General features: G+C 66.7%; 18 protein-coding genes. 9 read left to right on the forward strand and 9 right to left on the reverse strand.

Going from position 1 to position 19,051, the window contains the following annotated elements; genetic code table 11:
- Positions 1-10: 10 nt before the first annotated feature.
- From CIW53_RS14810 to CIW53_RS14830, 6 genes are all read right to left on the reverse strand, one after another.
- Complete coding sequence (locus CIW53_RS14810; protein WP_149365495.1) at positions 11-799, reverse strand: TorF family putative porin; 789 nt, start codon at positions 797-799, stop codon at positions 11-13.
- Entirely contained in the window at positions 799-2,868 is a 2,070-nt protein-coding gene (gene kdpB, locus CIW53_RS14815) for a potassium-transporting ATPase subunit KdpB (protein ID WP_149365496.1), read from the reverse strand. The genes CIW53_RS14810 and kdpB overlap by 1 nt, the downstream gene beginning before the upstream one ends.
- Positions 2,869-2,872: 4 nt before the next feature.
- A complete protein-coding gene (gene kdpA, locus CIW53_RS14820; RefSeq protein ID WP_149365497.1) occupies positions 2,873-4,657 on the reverse strand; it encodes a potassium-transporting ATPase subunit KdpA in 1,785 nt (594 codons plus the stop codon).
- Positions 4,654-4,746 carry a K(+)-transporting ATPase subunit F gene (kdpF, locus tag CIW53_RS14825; RefSeq protein WP_140648480.1) on the reverse strand — a complete coding sequence of 31 codons (93 nt, stop codon included), beginning with the start codon at positions 4,744-4,746 and terminating at the stop codon, positions 4,654-4,656. Before kdpF ends, kdpA begins: the two co-directional genes overlap by 4 nt.
- Positions 4,747-4,792: 46 nt before the next feature.
- Positions 4,793-4,930 (reverse strand): hypothetical protein, encoded by a 138-nt coding sequence (locus CIW53_RS17700; protein WP_172969689.1) that lies wholly within the window; start codon positions 4,928-4,930, stop codon positions 4,793-4,795.
- Between the two features lie 79 nt (positions 4,931-5,009).
- On the reverse strand, positions 5,010-5,993 hold the full coding sequence (locus CIW53_RS14830; protein WP_149365498.1) for a VTT domain-containing protein: 984 nt from the start codon (positions 5,991-5,993) through the stop codon (positions 5,010-5,012).
- 249 nt (positions 5,994-6,242) lie between these two features.
- On the opposite strand from CIW53_RS14830, the gene CIW53_RS14835 reads away from it, so the two are divergent.
- The gene (locus CIW53_RS14835; protein WP_149365499.1) at positions 6,243-7,259 is read left to right on the forward strand and encodes a polyprenyl synthetase family protein; all 1,017 of its coding nucleotides are present in this window, start codon (positions 6,243-6,245) and stop codon (positions 7,257-7,259) included.
- A gap of 86 nt (positions 7,260-7,345) precedes the next feature.
- On the opposite strand, the gene CIW53_RS14840 is transcribed toward CIW53_RS14835, so the two are convergent.
- The 3 genes from CIW53_RS14840 to ubiH are packed head-to-tail and all read right to left on the reverse strand — an operon-like array spanning position 7,346 to position 10,632.
- On the reverse strand, positions 7,346-8,134 hold the full coding sequence (locus CIW53_RS14840) for a dienelactone hydrolase family protein (protein WP_149365500.1): 789 nt from the start codon (positions 8,132-8,134) through the stop codon (positions 7,346-7,348).
- 60 nt (positions 8,135-8,194) lie between these two features.
- Complete coding sequence (locus CIW53_RS14845; RefSeq protein ID WP_149365501.1) at positions 8,195-9,406, reverse strand: UbiH/UbiF/VisC/COQ6 family ubiquinone biosynthesis hydroxylase; 1,212 nt, start codon at positions 9,404-9,406, stop codon at positions 8,195-8,197.
- Positions 9,403-10,632, reverse strand: a complete 1,230-nt coding sequence (gene ubiH / locus CIW53_RS14850; RefSeq protein ID WP_149365502.1) for a 2-octaprenyl-6-methoxyphenyl hydroxylase — start codon at positions 10,630-10,632, stop codon at positions 9,403-9,405. Before ubiH ends, CIW53_RS14845 begins: the two co-directional genes overlap by 4 nt.
- Positions 10,633-10,721: 89 nt before the next feature.
- Here ubiH and CIW53_RS14855 point away from each other — a divergent pair, with 89 nt between their 5' ends.
- The 8 genes from CIW53_RS14855 (at position 10,722) to apaG (ending at position 19,049) form a co-directional block, all read left to right on the forward strand.
- Entirely contained in the window at positions 10,722-11,339 is a 618-nt protein-coding gene (locus CIW53_RS14855; RefSeq protein WP_149365503.1) for a hypothetical protein, read from the forward strand.
- 6 nt (positions 11,340-11,345) lie between these two features.
- Positions 11,346-11,918, forward strand: coding sequence for a cob(I)yrinic acid a,c-diamide adenosyltransferase (locus tag CIW53_RS14860; RefSeq protein ID WP_149365504.1), 573 nt, complete (start codon positions 11,346-11,348; stop codon positions 11,916-11,918).
- A 6-nt stretch (positions 11,919-11,924) separates the two neighbouring features.
- Positions 11,925-12,848, forward strand: coding sequence for a histone deacetylase family protein (locus tag CIW53_RS14865; protein ID WP_149365505.1), 924 nt, complete (start codon positions 11,925-11,927; stop codon positions 12,846-12,848).
- A gap of 142 nt (positions 12,849-12,990) precedes the next feature.
- A complete protein-coding gene (gene lptD / locus CIW53_RS14870) occupies positions 12,991-15,372 on the forward strand; it encodes an LPS assembly protein LptD (RefSeq protein ID WP_149365660.1) in 2,382 nt (793 codons plus the stop codon).
- Between the two features lie 34 nt (positions 15,373-15,406).
- Entirely contained in the window at positions 15,407-16,753 is a 1,347-nt protein-coding gene (locus CIW53_RS14875) for a peptidylprolyl isomerase (RefSeq protein ID WP_149365506.1), read from the forward strand.
- A 7-nt stretch (positions 16,754-16,760) separates the two neighbouring features.
- Positions 16,761-17,813: a 4-hydroxythreonine-4-phosphate dehydrogenase PdxA gene (pdxA, locus tag CIW53_RS14880; RefSeq protein WP_149365507.1), complete on the forward strand. Its 1,053-nt coding sequence runs from the start codon at positions 16,761-16,763 to the stop codon at positions 17,811-17,813.
- On the forward strand, positions 17,810-18,598 hold the full coding sequence (gene rsmA / locus CIW53_RS14885; RefSeq protein ID WP_149365508.1) for a 16S rRNA (adenine(1518)-N(6)/adenine(1519)-N(6))-dimethyltransferase RsmA: 789 nt from the start codon (positions 17,810-17,812) through the stop codon (positions 18,596-18,598). Before pdxA ends, rsmA begins: the two co-directional genes overlap by 4 nt.
- Positions 18,599-18,665: 67 nt before the next feature.
- On the forward strand, positions 18,666-19,049 hold the full coding sequence (gene apaG, locus CIW53_RS14890) for a Co2+/Mg2+ efflux protein ApaG (RefSeq protein ID WP_149365509.1): 384 nt from the start codon (positions 18,666-18,668) through the stop codon (positions 19,047-19,049).
- The last annotated feature ends 2 nt before the right edge of the window (positions 19,050-19,051 follow it).

The following is a 19,051-nucleotide window of genomic DNA, read 5'->3' on the forward strand; positions in this document are numbered from 1 at the left end:
GGATTGCTCCTCAGAAATTTCCTTGCAGCATCACGAAACCGCGCGAACCGCCCACATTGCGCGTATCGCCGGCATCGAGGAAGCTGGCAGTGCGGCGGTAGAAATCCGCATTGGTGGCATGGGTGAGGCCTGCACTCAGCGACCAGTGCGTGGCGAGCTGGTACTTCAGCGTGGCGCCGACGTCGCTGTAACCGGGATCGCGCGCGCCGCTGGCCAGCGGCGCGGCCAGGGTAGTGGTGTAGCGGGTGTGGCCGGCGTGCAGCGCCAGGCTCCATGCATCGCTCAACGAGAATGCCGCGTCCAGCTGCAGGTAGCCGGTGCCCTTCGAATCGCCGCGATAGCCCTGCCCCGTATCCACGCCGAAATAGTCGGTGAGCGAGTGGTTGTACTTCAGCGTGAACTGCTTCCAGCGCAACGCGACATTGGCCTCGACCGTGTTGAACGAGCGCGATGCAAGGCCGGCATGGTCGAGGTTGGCGCCGGGATAGACATAGCCGTAGAGGCCGGCGCGCCACGACCAGTCGCTGTCGATCGCCCGGCCGTAGCTGGCATACAGATCCAGCTCCATCGCGCCGCCGGGATAGCTGCGCTCGCTGATGCTCGAACCCCAGAAGCCAGCCGCGAAGCCATCCGGACTGGTGTAGTCAGCGCCGCCCTGGATCGCCGGACGGCCCCAGGTCTGGGTGAGGCCGCGGAACAGGTAGTCGGAGGTCAGCGCGACATTGCCGGCGACGGGCATGCCGTCGGCGAGGCAGGGAATCCATATCGCGGCGAGCGCGGCCCATCGAAGCGCGCGCATCAGGACAGCCCCGCCAGAACCAGCAACATGTCGATCAACTTGATGCCGACGAACGGCACCGCGATGCCGCCCAGGCCGTAGACCAGCAGGTTGCGGCGCAGCAGCGCGCCGGCGCCGAGCGCGCGGTACTTCACGCCCTTCAGCGCCAGCGGAATCAGGCAGATGATGATCAGCGCGTTGAAGATCACCGCCGACAGGATCGCGCTCCGCGGCGTGGCCAGGTGCATCACGTCGAGCGCGTCGAGCGCCGGATAGGTGGTGGCGAACGCGGCCGGGATGATCGCGAAATACTTGGCGATGTCGTTGGCGATCGAGAACGTGGTGAGCGAGCCGCGGGTGATCAGCATCTGCTTGCCGATCTCCACCACCTCGATCAGCTTGGTCGGGTTGGAGTCGAGGTCGACCATGTTGCCAGCCTCTTTCGCCGCCTGCGTGCCGGTGTTCATCGCCACCGCGACGTCGGCCTGGGCCAGCGCGGGCGCGTCGTTGGTGCCGTCGCCGCACATCGCCACCAGCCGGTTCTGCGACTGGATGTCGCGGATCAGCTTGAGCTTCGCTTCTGGCGTGGCCTCGGCGAGGAAATCGTCGACGCCGGCCTCGGCCGCGATGGCCGCCGCGGTGAGCGGGTTGTCGCCGGTGATCATGATGGTCTTGATGCCCATCCTGCGCATCTCGGCGAAGCGCTCCTTGATGCCCGCCTTGACGATGTCCTTCAGCTCGATCACGCCCAGCGCGTGATTGCCGTCCGTAACGATCAGCGGGGTGGCACCGCGGCGCGCGACCTCCTCGGCGATGCGCCTGACCGGCGGTGGCAGATGGCTGGCCTGCGCTTCCAGGTACCGTTCCACCGCGTCGAGTGCGCCCTTGCGGATGTGCCGCTCACCCACGTCGACGCCGCTCATGCGGGTCTGCGCGGTGAACGGCACGAACTGCGCCGTGGCCGCGGGCGCCGTCTCGCGCAGGCCGAAGCGCTCGCCGGCCAGCACCACGATGCTGCGGCCTTCGGGCGTCTCGTCGGCCAGCGAGGCCAGCTGCGCCGCCTCGGCCAGCACGCTCTCGGCGATGCCCGGCGCCGGATGGAACGCCACCGCCTGGCGATTGCCCAGCGTGATGGTGCCGGTCTTGTCCAGCAGCAGCACGTCGACGTCGCCGGCCGCCTCGACCGCGCGCCCCGAAGTGGCGATCACGTTGGCGCGGATCATCCGGTCCATGCCGGCGATGCCGATCGCCGACAGCAGCGCGCCGATGGTGGTGGGAATCAGGCATACCAGCAGCGCGATCAGCACGGTAAGCGTGATCGGATGACCGATGCCGGCCGCCTGCACGCTGTAGATCGAGTACGGCAGCAAGGTGGCGCACGCCAGCAGGAAGATCAGCGTGAACTTGGCCAGCAGGATGGTCAGCGCGATCTCGTTCGGCGTCTTGCGCCGCCGGGAGCCTTCGACCATCGCGATCATGCGATCGAGAAAGCTTTCGCCCGGATTGCTGGTGATGCGCACCACCAGCCAGTCCGACAGCACGCGGGTGCCGCCGGTCACCGCGCTGCGGTCGCCGCCGGACTCGCGGATCACCGGCGCGGATTCGCCGGTGATCGCGCTCTCATCCACGCTGGCCGCGCCCATCACCACCTCGCCGTCGCCGGGCAGCTGCTCGCCCGCCTCGACCAGCACGTGATGGCCGCTGCGCAATTCGCTGGACGGCGTGAAGGTGATCGCCGCATGGCGGTCGGCCGCGGCGAGTTTCTTCGCGATCACGTCCTTGCGCGAGCTGCGCAGCGCATCGGCCTGCGCCTTGCCGCGGCCTTCCGCCAATGCCTCGGCGAAGTTCGCGAACAGCAAGGTGAACCAAAGCCACAGGCTGACCCAGAAGATGAAGCCGGTCGGCGCCTCGCCGTGGCCGGCGAGCGCCTGCGCCCACAAGAGCGAGGTCAGCACGCTGCAGACGAACACCACGAACATCACCGGATTGCGGAACTGCATCCGCGGCGACAGCTTGCGGAACGCATCGGCCATGGCCGCAAGAACCAGCTCGCGATGGAAGCCGCTTGCCGCTTGGGTTTGCGAAGTCATTGGATCAACGTCCCATGGCAGACATGAGTTGCTCGGCGATCGGCCCCAGGGCCAGTGCCGGCAGGAAGGTGAGTGCACCGACCACGATCACCACGCAGGCCAGCAGCGTGACGAACAGCGGCGTGTGCGTCGGCAGCGTGCCGGCGGATTCGGGCACGTGACGTTTGGCGGCGAGCGAGCCAGCCATCGCCAGCATCGCGATGGCGAGCGGGAAGCGCGCGAGGAACATGCAGATGCCCAGCAGCGCGTTCCAGAACGGCGTGTTCGCGGAAAGACCACCGAACGCGCTGCCGTTGTTGTTGGAGGCCGAGCTGACCGCGTAGAGGATCTCGCTGAAGCCGTGCGCCCCGGGGTTGGCGATGCCCGCCACACCGGCCGGCGTCATCACCGCGATCGCCGTGCCGATCACCACCAGCGCACACGGCAGCAGCACCGCGAGGCTGGCCATCTTCATCTCGTAGGCTTCGATCTTCTTGCCGAGGTATTCCGGGGTGCGCCCCACCATCAGCCCGGCGATGAACACCGCCACCACGGCAAAGGCGAGCATGCCGTACAGACCCGAGCCGACGCCGCCGAAGACCACCTCGCCCAGTTGCATCAGCCACATCGGCACCAGGCCGCCAAGCGGGGTCAGCGAGTCGTGCATCGCGTTCACCGCGCCGCACGAGGCGGCCGTGGTGATCGCCGCGAACAGGCCGGACGCGGCGATGCCGAAGCGGGTCTCCTTGCCTTCCATGTTGCCGCCGGACTGCAGCGCCGAAGCATGCGCATCCACCGCCAGTCCGTGCAGCGCCGGGTTGCCGGCCTGGTCCGCCGCGACCAGGCCGATCGTCAGCGGGATGAAGATCAACAGCATGGTGGCGAGGATCGCCCAGCCCTGCCGCCGGTCGCCCACCAGCTCGCCGAACATGTAGCAGAGGCCGCCCGGGATCAGGAAGATCGCCAGCATCTCGATGAAATTGGAGAACGGCGTAGGGTTCTCGTACGGATGCGCCGAGTTCGCATTGAAGAAGCCGCCACCGTTGGTGCCGAGCATCTTGATCGCGACCTGCGAGGCGGCCGGACCCATCGGCAAGGTCTGCGTGGTGACTGCCGTCTGCGTGGTCACGTCGTGGCCAGCGGCGTCCTTCGCGGTCGTCGAGTAACTGCCCGCCTGCACTATCGGCACGTCGACATACGGCTTGAAGTTCTGCACCACGCCCTGCGAGACCAGCAGCAGGCTCATCAGCAACGACAGCGGCACCAGCACGTATAGGGTGCTGCGCGTCAGGTCGACCCAGAAGTTGCCGATACCGAGCGCGCTGCGCCGGGCGAATCCACGCACCACGGCCACCAATACCGCGATGCCGGTCGCGGCGGAGAGGAAATTCTGCACCGTCAGCCCCAGCATCTGGGTCAGGTAGCTCATCGTCGACTCGCCGGCGTAGCCCTGCCAGTTGGTGTTGCTGGCGAAGCTGATCGCGGTATTCATCGCCGAGTCCGGCGACACTGACGCGAAGTGTTGCGGATTCAGTGGCAGCCAGGGCTGCAGCCGCTGCAACACATACACGACCAGCAGGCCGAGCACGTTGAACAGCAGCATCGCCAGCGCGTAGCGCTTCCAGCCCATCTCCTCGGTGCTGGCGATGCCGCACAGGCGATAGATGCCGCGCTCCACGCGGCCACCGAAGCGGGTAATGCGGTTCGGTGCATCGGCAAAGACCAGCGCCAGGTAGCTGCCGACCGGCTTCACCAGCAACAGCAACACGGCCAGGAACAGGCCGATCTGGAGAAAATCGTTCGTGGTCATTCGAACCACTCCGGCTTGAGCAGGGCCACGCACAGGTAGCCGGCCAGCGCCACCGCGATGAGCGCAGCGAGGACGTAGAGGACGTTCATGATTGGGAACTCATGCAGTGGGGAAGGACGAACCGGCCAACCGGGCCTACTTGCGCGGACCCAGCCGATCGCAGATCAGCGCAAAGCCCAGCACGACCGCACACAGCACGAGCAGGAACAACAGGTAGACGAAATCCATCGGCGTCGACTCGTGGAAAGGACGACGCGCACTGTAGGAAGTCACGTATAAGAACGGGATAGCGATCCGGCCGCTGCGCGTATAGAACGCGTAAAGATTTCCGCGCGGTCGCCCCGGTCGCGGCTCAGGCCGTCAAATGCAGCGAATCGTCGCCGTCGGCCGCCGGATCCGACGGCAACCGCTCGATCGCGTAGCCGGCCGAGTCCCACGCGTCGAGCCCGCCCAGCAGCGGCCGTACGCGGCGGTAACCGAGCGCCATCAGCAGCTTGGCCGCCTTGGCGGCGGAGACCTCGTTGGGGCAACTGCAATAGATCACCAGTTCGCGATCCGGCGGTATGTCCTGCAAGGTGCGGCCGACGCTGTCCAGGTCGGCCAGCAGCGCGCCGGGGATCACACGGGAGTCGAGCAGGCGCGCCGGTTGCGAGCGTACGTCCACCACGATCGGGGATCGCCCGCCGGCGATGGCCTGGTTCAACTCGTCCACCGTGATGCGCGCCATGCGCAAGGCCAGCAGCAAGCGGCGGCGCTGCCACCATTTGACGGCGATGTAGAGCGCGAGCAGCACCAGCAGCAGCTCGAACGCGAACGTGCCCGCGCTGGCCAGCGTCGCCAGCACCACATCGATCTGCGCGGCAAAGGCATAGCCGAGCCCCACCGCCAGGCCGGCCCACAGCAGCGAGCCGAGCCCATCGAGCAACAGGAAGGTTGGCAGGCGCAGGCCCATCGCGCCGACCAGCGGCGGCGCCACGGTCGACAGTCCCGGTACGAACTTGGCGATCAGCAATACCCGTCCACGCCAGCGCTGGAAGCGCAGCTCGGACTGCTTCACGCAGGAATCGGGCGACAGCGAAATGCGGCAGATCGTGCGCATCACGCCCGAGCCGAAACGCCGCCCGGCCGCATACCAGGCCAGATCGCCGACCAGGCATGCCAGCACCGCCGCCAGCACCACGCCGCTCACCGGCAACCGATCGGTAGCTGCCAGTGCGCCTGCCACCACCAGCGTCGGCACCGCCGGCACCGGCACGCCGGCCTGTTCCACCAGCACATTCAGGAACACCACCAGCAGGCCGTATTGGGCGATCAGCGCGATGATTTCATGGGCCATCGGGGCAGTACTCGATGCACGAGGCGGCGACGCCGCAGGCGCTCATGATTGGGCCGCCACCCGGCTATTGCAAATCGTGGGCGCGCGGTACCCGTCGAACCTTCGCAGCCTTCGATTGGCTGATGTTCGTCGTGCGCCGGACATCGGCAACGCGGCGCCGCCACCGTTTGCGACGGCATGTTGCCGCCAGCGGCACCGGGGTTGTTGCACGCCCTATAATCGCCCCACACGCCGCCCCCAAAAACCTCCATGAACCTGACGCCCGCCGACGCCACCCGACCCGCCGACTTTGCCCACGTGCGCGACCTCGCCGCCGCCGACATGCAGCGTGTCGATGCGCTGATCCGCCGGCGGCTGTCTTCGGATGTGGTGCTGATCAACCAGATCGCCGACCACATCATCGCAGGCGGCGGCAAGCGACTGCGCCCGATGCTGCACGTGCTCGCCGCCGGTGCGGCCGGCTATCGCGGCGAGCAGCAGGTGAAGCTGGCGGCGATCATCGAGTTCATCCACACCTCCACCTTGCTGCATGACGACGTGGTCGACGAATCCGACCTGCGCCGCGGCCGCAAGACCGCCAATGCCCTGTGGGGCAACGCCGCCAGCGTGCTGGTCGGCGACTTTCTGTATTCGCGCTCCTTCCAGCTGATGGTGGAGCTGGACGACATGCGCATCATGCGCATCCTCGCCGACACCACCAACACGATCGCCGAAGGCGAGGTGCTGCAGTTGCTCAACATCGGCAACGCGGATGTCAGCGAGGCCGCCTACCTCGCGGTGATCGAACGCAAGACCGCGGTGCTGTTCGCCGCCGCCACCGAATTGGGCGGCATCCTCGGTGGCCTGCCGGAGCATCAGGTCGCCACGCTGCGTCGCTATGGCATGGAGCTGGGTTACGCGTTCCAGATCGCCGACGACCTGCTCGACTACACCAGCGATGCCGGCACCCTGGGCAAGAACATCGGCGACGATCTGGCCGAAGGCAAGCCCACCCTGCCACTGATCTATGCGCTGGAACGTGCCCAATCGGATCCGGCCAGCCCGGAGCAGGCACAGTCGTTGCGCCATGCGATCGAGCATGGCGGGCTGGATTCGCTCGACCGCATCATCGCCTCGATCCGCGACTCCGGCGCGCTGGAGCGCACCCGCGAACGCGCGTTGCGCCACGCGCGAGCCGCGCGCGATGCGCTGGCGCCGTTGCCCGCCTCGCCTTATCGCGATGCGCTGGCGACGCTGGCCGACTATTCGGTGCAGCGCACGTTCTAGCCGGAAGCCGCCGACGGGCGATGCTCTTCTCGCGGGATTCGGAAAAGCATCGCCGCGAGCGGACTCCTGCCACAGCTGCCTGACGGTTACGGCGTGCCGGCGAACGCGGCGCGCAGCCAGTCGTGCATCAGCCGGTAGCTGCGCGTGGCGGCGCGTTCGTCGTAGCGGCAGCCGGGCGAGTTCTCGCCGACCTCGGTGAAGCAATGCACGGCATGGCCGATCACCACGAACTGCCAGTCCGCCGGGCTGCCGCGCATCTCGTCCATGAACTTGTCCGCGTCGGGCATGGTGCCCTTGTCGTCGGCGCCGTTCATCGCCAGCACGCGCGCCTTGATGTCTTTCGCCAGCGCCGGGTCGTCGGTATCCAGGCCGCCATGGAACGACACCACCGCAGCGACATCGGCGCCGCTGCGGGCCAGGTCAAGCACGGCCGAGCCGCCGAAGCAGAAACCGATCGCCGCCAGTTTCGCGGTATCCAGCGGAGCGTTCGCGGCCTGCGCCTTCAGCTGATCCAGCGCCAGGTTGATCCGCTTGCGCATCAATGCGCGATCGCCGTACAACGGCTTCACTGCCGCCTGCGCCTGCGCATTGCTGGTCGGGCGCACCTTCTCGCCGTACATGTCGGTGAGCAGGATCACGTAGTCCTTCCCGGCAATCGTTTCGGCTTTTTTTACCGCCGCGTCGTTGACGCCATACCAGTTCGGCACCATCACCAGGCCGGGACGTTTCGCGCTCGATGCATTGTCGTACACCAGGACGCTGCGGAAATGCGTGCCGTCCTGGCTCCACTCCACCGGGCGGTGGACCATCTTCGCCTGTACGGCGAAACTCGAACCGGCCAGCAAGAGCAGGCAGCAAAGTCGGGTCATGCGCATGATCGATCCTCCAGTGGGTTGGCGATGCCCTTCCCCGTGGACAGGAAGAAGGGCAAGACTTCAAAGCCCCGCGGCGTGTTCGCCGATACGGCGCTTCAGCGGTGCGAGGCGGTCGAGCAGGCTCGTGCCGACGCCGCGTGCGGCGACCAGCGCCGGCGACTGCCAGGCGTAGATGCGTGCCAGGGCGTCGAAGCCCAGCGCATCGAGCGTGTCGGCGCTGCGGCGACGGCGCGCGTAGCGACGCAACACGTGTGCGGCACCGATGTCGCGGCCGGCATGGCGAGCGTCCAGCAAGGTATCGCGCAGTTCGGCCACGTCGCGCAGGCCCAGGTTGACGCCTTGTCCGGCCAGCGGGTGCACCGTGTGGGCGGCATCGCCCAGCAGCACGAGACGATCGGCCTGATAGCGCTCGGCCAGCTGCAGTTTCAGCGGAAACGCAGCGCGCGGCGTGCTGGCCGTGATCCGGCCCAGCCGGAAATCGCTGGCCACGCCGAGTTCGTCGCCGAAGGCCTGGTCGTCCAGCGCCAGCACTCGCCTGGCATCCGCCTCGGACAAGGACCATACGATCGAGCTGCGGCCGTCGGCCAGCGGCAACAACGCCAACGGCCCGCCGGGCAGGAAGCGCTGCCAGGCGGTGCTTTCATGCGGCCGTTCGGTGCTGACGTGCGCCACCACGGCGCGCTGCGCGTAATCGCGACCACGCGTGCCGATGCCGGCCAGCTGGCGCAGCGGCGAGGCGGCGCCATCGGCAGCTACCAGCAGGCTGGCGGCCAGCGTCGCGCCATCGGCCAGTTCCAGTTGGACGCGATCGTCGCGAGCCTCGAAACCCTTTACTTCGGCCGGACACAACCGGCGTACGCCGGCAGCTTCCAGCGCCCGCCACAATGTCCATTGCACCAGGTTGTTTTCTACGATGCAGCCGAGCCGGTCGTGTCTTTCGCTGGCTGCATCGAAGTCGATCGCCGCACCGCTTTGTGCATCCCACACGTGCATGTGCGTGTACGGACTGGAGCGGGCATCGCGAATGGACGTCCAGACGCCCAGTTCGTCGAGCAGCGCCAGCGATGACGGTGCCAGCCCGACCACGCGCAGGTCCACTTCGGCCTCGGCGCTCCATGCCGCTGGCGCGCGCGCTTCCAGCAACGCGGTACTGAAGCCGGCGCGTGCCAGCGCGAGCGCGGCAGCCGCGCCGACCATGCCGCCGCCGACCACGGCAACGTCCAGCGCCGGGCCGCGGCGGCGAATCGAAGCGTCTTGTGCAGGCGCGTTCATGGCAGGCGCTCCAGTACCGCCAGTGGCGGCTCTCCGCGGAAGCCCATGCCGCGCTGTGCCAGCGCGCGTTGCAGCGGCGGCAGCCGGTCGCAGGCCAGCAACGCCAGCGAGCGCAGCGGCGCCAACAGCGGTTGCGGCAGGCAGGCCAACCGCACCAGGCCATGGCTCATTGCCATGGTGCCTTCGCGATCCGGCGCACGGCGCGCGGCGTAGCGCGCCAGCAGGTCGGCATCGCCTGGATCGGCAGCGGCGGTCACCAGTTCAGCCAGGGTCAACGCATCGCGCAGGCCCAGGTTGAAACCCTGGGCACCGATCGGATGCACGGTCTGCGCGGCGTTGCCGACCAGCACCGCGCGCGGCGCGGTCAGCTGCGCGGCGGCCACGCGGTGAATGGGATGGGGATGCCGCTTGCCCGGGCGGCTGAGCCGACCCAGTCGCCAGCCGAAACGGCGCTGGGCCAGCTCGATGAAGCCGGCATCGTCCAGCGCGGCGACCGCGTCTGCCTCGTCGGTAGCCACCGTGAGTACCAGCCCGCACCGGCGTTCGGCCAGCGGCAACAGTGCGATCGGGCCGGTATCGGCGAAACGCTCGTAGGCGCGGTTGGCGTGATCGCGTTCCGGCGTGATCGTGCAGACGATCAGGGTCTGTCGGTAGTCGTGTCGCTCGGCGTCGATGCCGAGTCGGGCGCGCACGAACGAGCCGGTGCCGTCGGCGCCGACCAGCAGCGGCGTGTCGACGGCGCGAATGCCCTCCGTGGTGTCGATCTGCGCACGCCAACCGGCGCACAGCGGCTCAAGCGCAGACAGGGTGGCGGGAGCGAATCGGGTCAGCCGGGTGCATTCGTCGAGCCGGCGCAGCAGCGCCGCGCCGAGTTCGCGCGCGGGCAAGGTCCAGCCCAGCGCGTCGACGCCCTGCCGATCCGCATCGATGCGCGCGCTGCCGAACTCACCGGCGCGGCTGACATGGATGTGCCGGATCGGTGTCGCGCGCGCGGCGGCATGCCGCCATACGCCGATGGCTTCGAGGCCGTTGACGGTGGCACGAGCCAGCGCCAGGTTGCGTTCGTCGTAGCTGGGTTGGGCATCGGCACGCGGCGCGGCGCTTTCGACGAGGGTGGCGGCGATGCCGGCGGCGTCCAGTGCGATCGCCAGGCTGGCGCCGACCAGGCCGCCGCCGACGATCATTACGCCCGATTCGCTGACGGTAGGGGATCCGGAGGTATTCATGCGCCGATGATACGCGCTGAGACTGTCTGGGCTGCAGTGCATTGGGCTAGACTAATGGTCTGTATCCAGACGTCTACACGGAGCCTCTCATGGCCAAGACCGCGACCCAACGCCTCGGCATCTTCCTGGCACTCGCCGTGGTGATGGCGGCAACCCGCATCCACATTTCGCTGCTCCATCACGCCTTGTGGGACGCCTCCTGGGCCATTTTCTTCCTCGCCGGCTTCTGGCTTCGTGGCGCCGGCCGGCGGGCCGGCCTCAATTGGGCGTTCCCGCTGCTGATGATCGAAGCGGTCGTGATCGACTATCTGGTGATCAACGGCCAGGGCATCGACTTCTGGAGCCATTACTGCGTGTCGGTGGCGTACTGGTTCCTGGTTCCGTCCTACCTCAGCCTGTGGCTGGGCGGCAGCTGGCTGGCAAAACACCAGGCCGGCCTGCAACTGCAGACGCTGGGTATGGCGATCGTGGCGTTCGTGGTCAGCTGGACCGCGTGCTATCTCCTGTCCAATGGCAGCTTCTACTGGCTCAGCGCCAGCGTGCCGCTGCCGCGCAGTTCCGCCGCATGGTTCGCCAATCTGGGCGACTGGTATCTGCCGTTCCTGCAGACCACGGCGCTGTATGTCGCCATCGGCGCCGTGGCGCACGTGCTCGCGACGCAAGTCTCGCGCGCGCTGCAAGCCGAACGGGCCGGGCTGCCGCGCTGATCGGCGATGGGCAATCGTCTTTCGAAGATCTACACGCGCACCGGCGATGACGGCAGCACCGGCCTGGGCGACGGTTCGCGCGTGGGCAAGGACTCGCTGCGGGTCAACGCCTACGGCACGGTGGACGAACTCAACAGCGCCATCGGCATGGTTCTGGCTGCCGACGGCGTCGGCGACGAGGTGCGCGAGGCGCTGACCCAGGTGCAGCACGATCTGTTCGACCTTGGCGGCGAGCTGTGCATTCCCGGCATGGCGATGGTCGAGAACAGCGACATCGATCGACTGGAAAACATCCTCGACCGGCTGAACGAACCGTTGCCGCCACTGAAGGAGTTCATCCTGCCCGGCGGCGGCATGGCCGCGGCCTGCGGCCACTTGGCGCGCACGGTATGCCGTCGTGCCGAGCGTGAGGTGATTGCGCTGTCGCGGGTGGAAGACATCCGCAGCCAGCCGCAACGCTATCTCAACCGGCTGTCCGATCTGCTCTTCGTGATCTCGCGCGTACTGGCACGGGCCAGTGGTCACGGCGAAGTGCTTTGGCAGCACGAGCGCCGCCGCAAACCGAAAGCCGCCGAATAAGCCGCCGTGCTGCGGTTGTACACCCATCCCGCCTGCCTGCAGCACGATCCCGGCCCCGGACATGCCGAGCGGCCAGCTCGGTTGCGTGCCGTGTTGCAGGCGCTGGACCACGACCGCTACGCCGCGCTCGACCGCGTCGAGGCGCCGCGAGCGACTCGCGAGCAGCTGTTGCGGGTGCACGGCAGCAACCACGTCGAACGAATCCTGGCCAGCGCGCCGCCGGCTGGCACGACCTTCACACTCGACGAGGACACCGTGATGTCGCCTGGCTCGGCCGAAGCCGCGGTGCGCGCGGCCGGCGCCGTGGTGGCCGCCGTCGACGCCGTGATGAGCGGCGCCAGCCAGCGCGCGTTCTGTGCGGTGCGCCCACCGGGGCACCACGCCACGCGCGACCAGGCCATGGGATTCTGCCTGTTCAACAATATCGCGGTGGGCGCCGCCCACGCACTGGCGGCGCATGGCCTGAGGCGGATCGCGATCGCCGATTTCGACGTGCACCATGGCAACGGCACCCAGGCGATTTTCGAACGAGAGCCGCGCGTATTGTTCGCTTCCAGCCACCAGTCGCCGCTCTATCCGGGCAGCGGTGGCGAGGATGAATGCGGCGTCGGCAACATCGTCAACGGCACGTTGTCGCCCGGTGCCGGCTCACACGAGTTCCGTGAACTGTGGGACGGTGTGCTGCTGCCGCGCCTGCACGCATTCAAGCCGCAGCTGGTGCTGGTTTCGGCCGGATTCGACGCCCACCGCAACGATCCATTGGCGGACATCCGGCTGGGCCAGGAGGACTACGCCTGGATCACCGAACGGCTGCTGACGCTGGCCCGCACCCATGCGCGGGGCCGGCTGGTTTCCAGCCTGGAAGGCGGCTACGACCTTGCCGCGCTGGCGGCCAGCACGGCCGCGCATGTCGGCGCGCTCATGGAATAGATCTCACCCGACTGGCGGGGAATTCCGCATGGGCCGAGCCACTCATGCTGAATCCTGGCGCGAGCCGCGCAAAACGCCTGCCTGCCTTCGAGGGGGTCTTTCTGCTAGCTTAACGAGCCTTCGAAACCGACAGATTTCCATGCTGACGTCCAAGTTTCCCCCGCGCCGCCTGTTGGCGGTCGCCGCCGCACTTGCCCTGATCGGCGGGCCGGCCGATGCCAGCAGCGGCCAGAACGTTCCCCCGGGCTCGCCGGAACCGGTTGATCAGGCCTGTCCACTTGGCTCGTTCCACTGTGCGCCGCGCCCTCTCAATTACGCGATGTGTCGACCCAATGCGCTGCTGGATTTCTACGATCCGAGCCTGGGCAAGGACCCTGCCCTGCGCGAAACCAGTCCCACCCGGGTCCAGGCGCAGCACGTGGACAGCTCCAGCCAGACGATCTATCGCCTGTCCGGAACGGTCAAGCTTCAACGCGCGGACCAGCAGCTGCAGGCCGACAGCGTCGATTACAACAACACCAGCACCGATTACGACGCCCGCGGCAACGTGCGCTATCAGGAGGCGGGCCAGTTGCTGGCCGCTTCGCACATGCGCGGCAACACCGACGCCAGCCGCGGCATCGCCGACGACGTGCGCTACCAGATGCTCGACTCGCGCGGCAACGGCGTCGCCAAACAGGGCCACTTGCTGGATGCCCAGCACTCGCGCTATTCGATGGCCACCTATTCCACCTGTGACGTCGGCCATCACCTGTGGGAGTTCCGTGCCAAGTCGATCACCATCGACAAGGACACCGGCGTGGGCGTGGCGCGCAACGCCACCATGCGGATCGGCAACGTGCCGTTCCTCTACCTGCCGTACTTCACTTTCCCCACCGACGACCGGCGCAAGAGTGGCTTCCTGTATCCCACCATCGGCAATACCAGTCGTTCAGGATTCGAGGTCAGCGCGCCGTATTACCTGAACCTGGCGCCCAATTACGACGCCACGCTGGATCCGCGCACGTACAGCGACCGCGGCGCCATGCTCGCTGGCGAATTCCGTTACCTCGTGCCTGGCAGCAACGGCCAGCTCAACGTGGAATACGTGCCGAAAGACCACGGCGAGAGCGATGGTCTGGCCGACACCAAGGGCGATTCGCGCTACCTGGCCAAGTTCTACGATCGAACGGCTTTGTGGCCGGGCTGGCAGTTCGTGGGTTCGTACAACCATGCCTCGGACAGCAGCTACCTGTACGACTACGGCGACAGCCTGTCGCATGCCGCGGTCTACCGTCTGGCATCCAGTGCCGCGGTCAGGGGCGGCGGCACATGGTGGAACGCGTCGTTCGGCGGCACCATCTATCAGAACGTGAACCCGTTCGTGACCGACCGCACGTTGCCGTACCGGCAACTGCCCTACGCGACTTTCAGCATGGATCTGCCACTGTCGCGATGGCTGGAATTCGGCATGGATGCCCAGGCGGTGGCCTTCCGCAAACCCGGTTTCGTCGAGGGTCAGCGCGAGGATATCTATCCCTACCTGACGGCCGATTTCGGCAGCTCGGCCTGGTTCGTGCGGCCTAAGCTGGCGTATCGCTATACCGCCTACCAATTGAGCGGCGGCTATCAGGGTTACGGCTATGGCGGGCCTCTCGCTGCTGGCGCAACCGGTCCGTTCGACCAGAAATCGCCGAGCCGCGCACTGCCGATCGTCAGCCTCGACAGCGGGCTGATCTTCGATCGCAGCACCTCGCTGTTCGGCAGCAGCTACACACAAACCCTGGAACCCCGGCTGTACTACCTGTATGTGCCTTATCGCAACCAGAACAATTTGCCGGTATTCGACACCAGGCTGATGTCGTTCGATTACTGGCAATTGTTCTCGCCGAACCAGTTTTCCGGTGCCGATCGGCAGATGGATGCGAACAATCTCACTGCCGCTCTCACCAGCCGCCTGCTCGACGACAGTGGTGTGGAGCGAGTGTCGGCCAGCATCGGCCAGATCCACTATTTCAGCCCGCAGAAAGTACTGGCTACCGACTGGGTCCGCTCGGCCTACGTGGCGCAGCTCGACGTACAGCTCAGCGACCGTTGGCGGCTTGCCAGCTCCTACCAGTGGAGTCCGAACACGCGCCTCACGGACATGGCGTCCGTGGAATTGCAGCGGCGCCTGGGCAGCGACGGCATCTTCAACTTCTCGTACCGCTATCGCCGCGGGTTGCTGGAACAATACAACGCTTCGGTGGTCTATCCGATATCCGATCGCTGGAAGCTGGTGGGAGCCTGGACTTATTCGGTCAAGGATCGCGAGACCGTCGATGCGCTGGCCGGCGTGGAGTACGACAGCTGTTGCGTCTCGCTGCAACTGGTCGCCCGCAATTACATCAACCAGAACTACTACGGCTTCGGCCCGTCTCCCGCGGGTGGCAATACCAGCCTGCGCGACAATGCAATCATGTTCGAAGTGGTTTTCAAGGGACTCGGCTCATCGGGTGGTCAGATCGACCCGCTGTTGCGCCGTGATATTCTCGGCTATCAATAAACGCATTCGCCCCGGCGATCCAGGCTTTCCATCGATGAAGCAATTCCTTGCATCTCTCCTGCTCGCGCTCGCGATCATGCTTCCCGCTCACGCCCAGTTGATGGCCCCGGCTGCGGCAGCAAGCGCCAGCCAGCCGCTTGATCGCATCGTGGCGGTGGCCAACGACGACGTGATCCTGCAGAGCGAGTTGAACGACGCCGTCCGCTCCGTGCAGCAGCAATACGCAAGCCATCCCGATCAGTTGCCGCCGATGAACGTACTGCAGAAGCAGGTGCTCGACCGGCTGATACTGATGCGCCTGCAGATCCAGAAGGCACAGGATCAGGGCGTCCATGTGTCCGACGCCGACATCGATCAGGCAGTCGCCGGCGTCGCACAACAGAACAAGCTCACGCCCGAGCAGTTGCGTGCCGCAGTGGAGCGGAACGGCGGCGACTTCGCCCAGTTCCGCCAGCAGCTGGGCGACCAGATCACCGTGCAGCGCCTGCACGACAGCGTGGTACGCGACTCGGTCTCGGTTACCGACAGCGAGATAGACAACCTGCTCAGCAGCCCCACCTACAAGGCCGGCGAAGTGCATCTGGCACATATCCAGGTCAGCATTCCCAGCGGTGCCGACGCTGCAGCCATTCAAGCCAGCCAGGCCAAGGCAGAGCAGGCGCTTGCGGCCATCAAGGGTGGCATGGACTTCAACGCCGCGGCGATCCGCTACTCCGACGCCGCCGATGCACTCGACGGTGGCGACCTGGGTTGGCGTCGATTGGACGAGATGCCGCCGGCGTTTGCCGATACCATCGAGACGATGAAGCCCGGTGACGTCAGCGCGGCACTGCGCGGCCCAACCGGCTTCCACATCCTGAAGCTGATCGGCCAGCGCCAACCCAGCCGGCAGATGGTCACCGAATTTCACGCGCGGCAGATCGTGATCAGCCCCAGCGAGCTGGTCACCCCGGCGCAGGCCCAGCAGAAGGCGCAGGACCTCTACAACCGCATCGTCAACAAGCACGAGGATTTCGCCACCCTGGCGAAAGAGGAATCCAAGGACCCCACCACTGCCAACGCGGGCGGTGACATGGGCTGGTTCCAGCAAAGTCAGTGGGGAACGATCATCGCCAACAAGCTCGCCGAGCTGAAGGACAATGAAGTTTCGCAGCCGTTCCAGACCCAGGCGGGCTGGCACATCCTGCAACGGCTCGGCTCGCGCCAGAGCGACCAGACCGACGAAATCGCCCGTGACCAGGCGCGTCAGTCGATCGGCAACCGCAAGGCCGAGCAGGCCTACGACGACTTCCTGCGTGACTTGCGCTCCAACGCCTATGTGAACATCCTGGTGCCCGAGTTGCGTGCTGCGGGCGACCAGCCTGCAGCCGGTTCGCCGTAAAGCCCGCTTGAACGCGCACCTTCCCCGGCTTGCCGTCACCGCCGGTGAGCCGGCGGGCATCGGTCCGGAGTTGCTTATCCGACTGGCCGCCACGCCGCTGGCGGCCACTCTTGTCGCCATCACCGATCCCGCCCTGCTGCAACGGGCGGCGGCACGATGCGGGCTGCATGTCGAGCTGATCGACGACGACGGCACCATGCAGTCCCTGCGTCGCCCGGGCACATTGCGGCTGCACCATGTACCGCTGGCGGTCGAGGAAGTGCCCGGGCAGCCCGATCCGCGCAACGCCAACCACATACTGGCAACACTGAATGAAGCGGCCGATGGCTGCATGGCCGGCCGCTATGCCGCGGTGGTCACCGCGCCGTTGCAGAAAGCCTCGATCAATGACGCCGGCATCCGCTTCAGTGGTCACACCGAATTTTTTGCCGAACGTGCGCACGCCAACGTGGTGATGATGCTGGCCAGCCCCGAACTGCGCGTGGCACTGGCCACCACGCACCTGCCGCTGGCAGCGGTATCGACGGCGATCACGCGTGAATCGGTCGGTCGCACGCTGCGCATCCTGCACGCCGAGCTGCGCGCGAAATTCGGTATTGCCGAGCCGCGGATTGCCGTGCTAGGCCTCAACCCGCATGCGGGCGAGGCCGGTCATCTCGGTCGTGAGGAAATCGACACGCTGATCCCGTTGCTGGACGAACTGCGCGGCGAAGGCATGCAACTGCTCGGACCGTTGCCGGCCGATACCGCTTTCGTCCCGGCGCAACGTCGCCACTATGACGCCGTGCTGGCGATGTACCACGACCAGGCCCTGCCGGTCCTGAAGAGCGAGGCGTTCGACCGTACCGTGAACCTCACCCTCGGCTTGCCGTTCATCCGCACCTCGGTCGACCACGGCACCGCGCTTGACCTTGCCGGCACCGGCACGGCCGATCCGGCCAGCCTGATTGCCGCCGCCAGGATGGCCATGGAGCTGATCGCGCGCAGCGCCTCCTTCGCGGCTCCTCTCGGGGAAACGGTTCGGAATGAGGGACCATCCTCGCCGGAAGCGACCCCATGAACGCCCGCCCCAAGAAAAGCTTCGGGCAGCACTTCCTGCACGACCGCCGCTACATCGACTGGATCGTCAGCGCCATGACGCCGCGAACGGAGGATTTCGTGGTCGAAATCGGGCCCGGCGAAGGCGCGTTGACCCTGCCGCTGCTGGCGGCAGCAGGAAAGCTCACCGCGATCGAGCTGGATACCGACCTGATCCCGGGCCTTGAGGCCCGGGCGGCCGCAGCCGGCGAGCTGCACATCATCCACGCCGACGTGCTCAAGGTCGACTTCAGCGCGCTGGCGCACAGCCACGGCGTGCCGCGGCTGCGCATCGCCGGCAACCTGCCATACTACATCTCCAGCCCGATCCTGTTCCACTGCGTCGAGCACGCGGCGGCGATCCAGGACATGCATTTCATGCTGCAGAAGGAGGTGGTCGATCGCATGGCCGCGGCGCCGGGCAGCAAGGTATACGGACGACTATCGGTAATGCTGCAACTGGCATGCCGGGTCGAGCCGCTGTTCGACGTGCCGCCGGAGGCGTTCCGTCCGCCACCGAAGGTCGACTCGGCGGTGGTTCGGCTCATTCCCCTGGCGCCGCACGAACTCCACGACGCCCGGCCCGAGCACGTCCATGCGGTGGTCAAGGCCGCGTTCGGGCAACGCCGGAAGACGCTCGCCAATGCGCTCAAGCAACTGCTCGACAGCGATGCGATCCGACGCGCCGATGTCGATCCCAAGGCGCGCGCCGAAACGCTCGCGCCGGAGGCCTTCGTGCGCCTGGCCCAGGTCTACGGCAGTCTCTGACGAAGAATGATGCCTGCCGGATGCCGCCTGCCGCCCCATTCACGGCGGCAGGCCTTACAATCGGCGCATGACTGAAAAATCTTCCTACACGATCGACGTGCAGGTCGAAACCCGCTTCGTCCCCGATCAATCGAAGCCCGGTGACAATCGCTACGTTTTCGCCTACACGGTCACCCTGCGCAATGCGGGCGACATGCCCGCGCGCCTGCTTGCACGCCACTGGATGATCACCGATGCCAATGGCAAGGTGGAAGAAGTTCGCGGCGACGGCGTGATCGGCGAACAGCCATGGATGCGACCCGGCGACGATTTCGAGTACACCTCCGGCGCGGTGCTGGAGACGTCGGTGGGCACGATGGGCGGCAGCTACCGGATGCTGGCAGACGACGGCACGGAGTTCGAGGCACCCATTCCGACCTTCACCCTTTCCATTCCGCGCACACTGCACTGATG

Origin of the sequence: Rhodanobacter sp. T12-5, assembly GCF_008329435.1 — a bacterium.
GTDB lineage: Bacteria > Pseudomonadota > Gammaproteobacteria > Xanthomonadales > Rhodanobacteraceae > Rhodanobacter.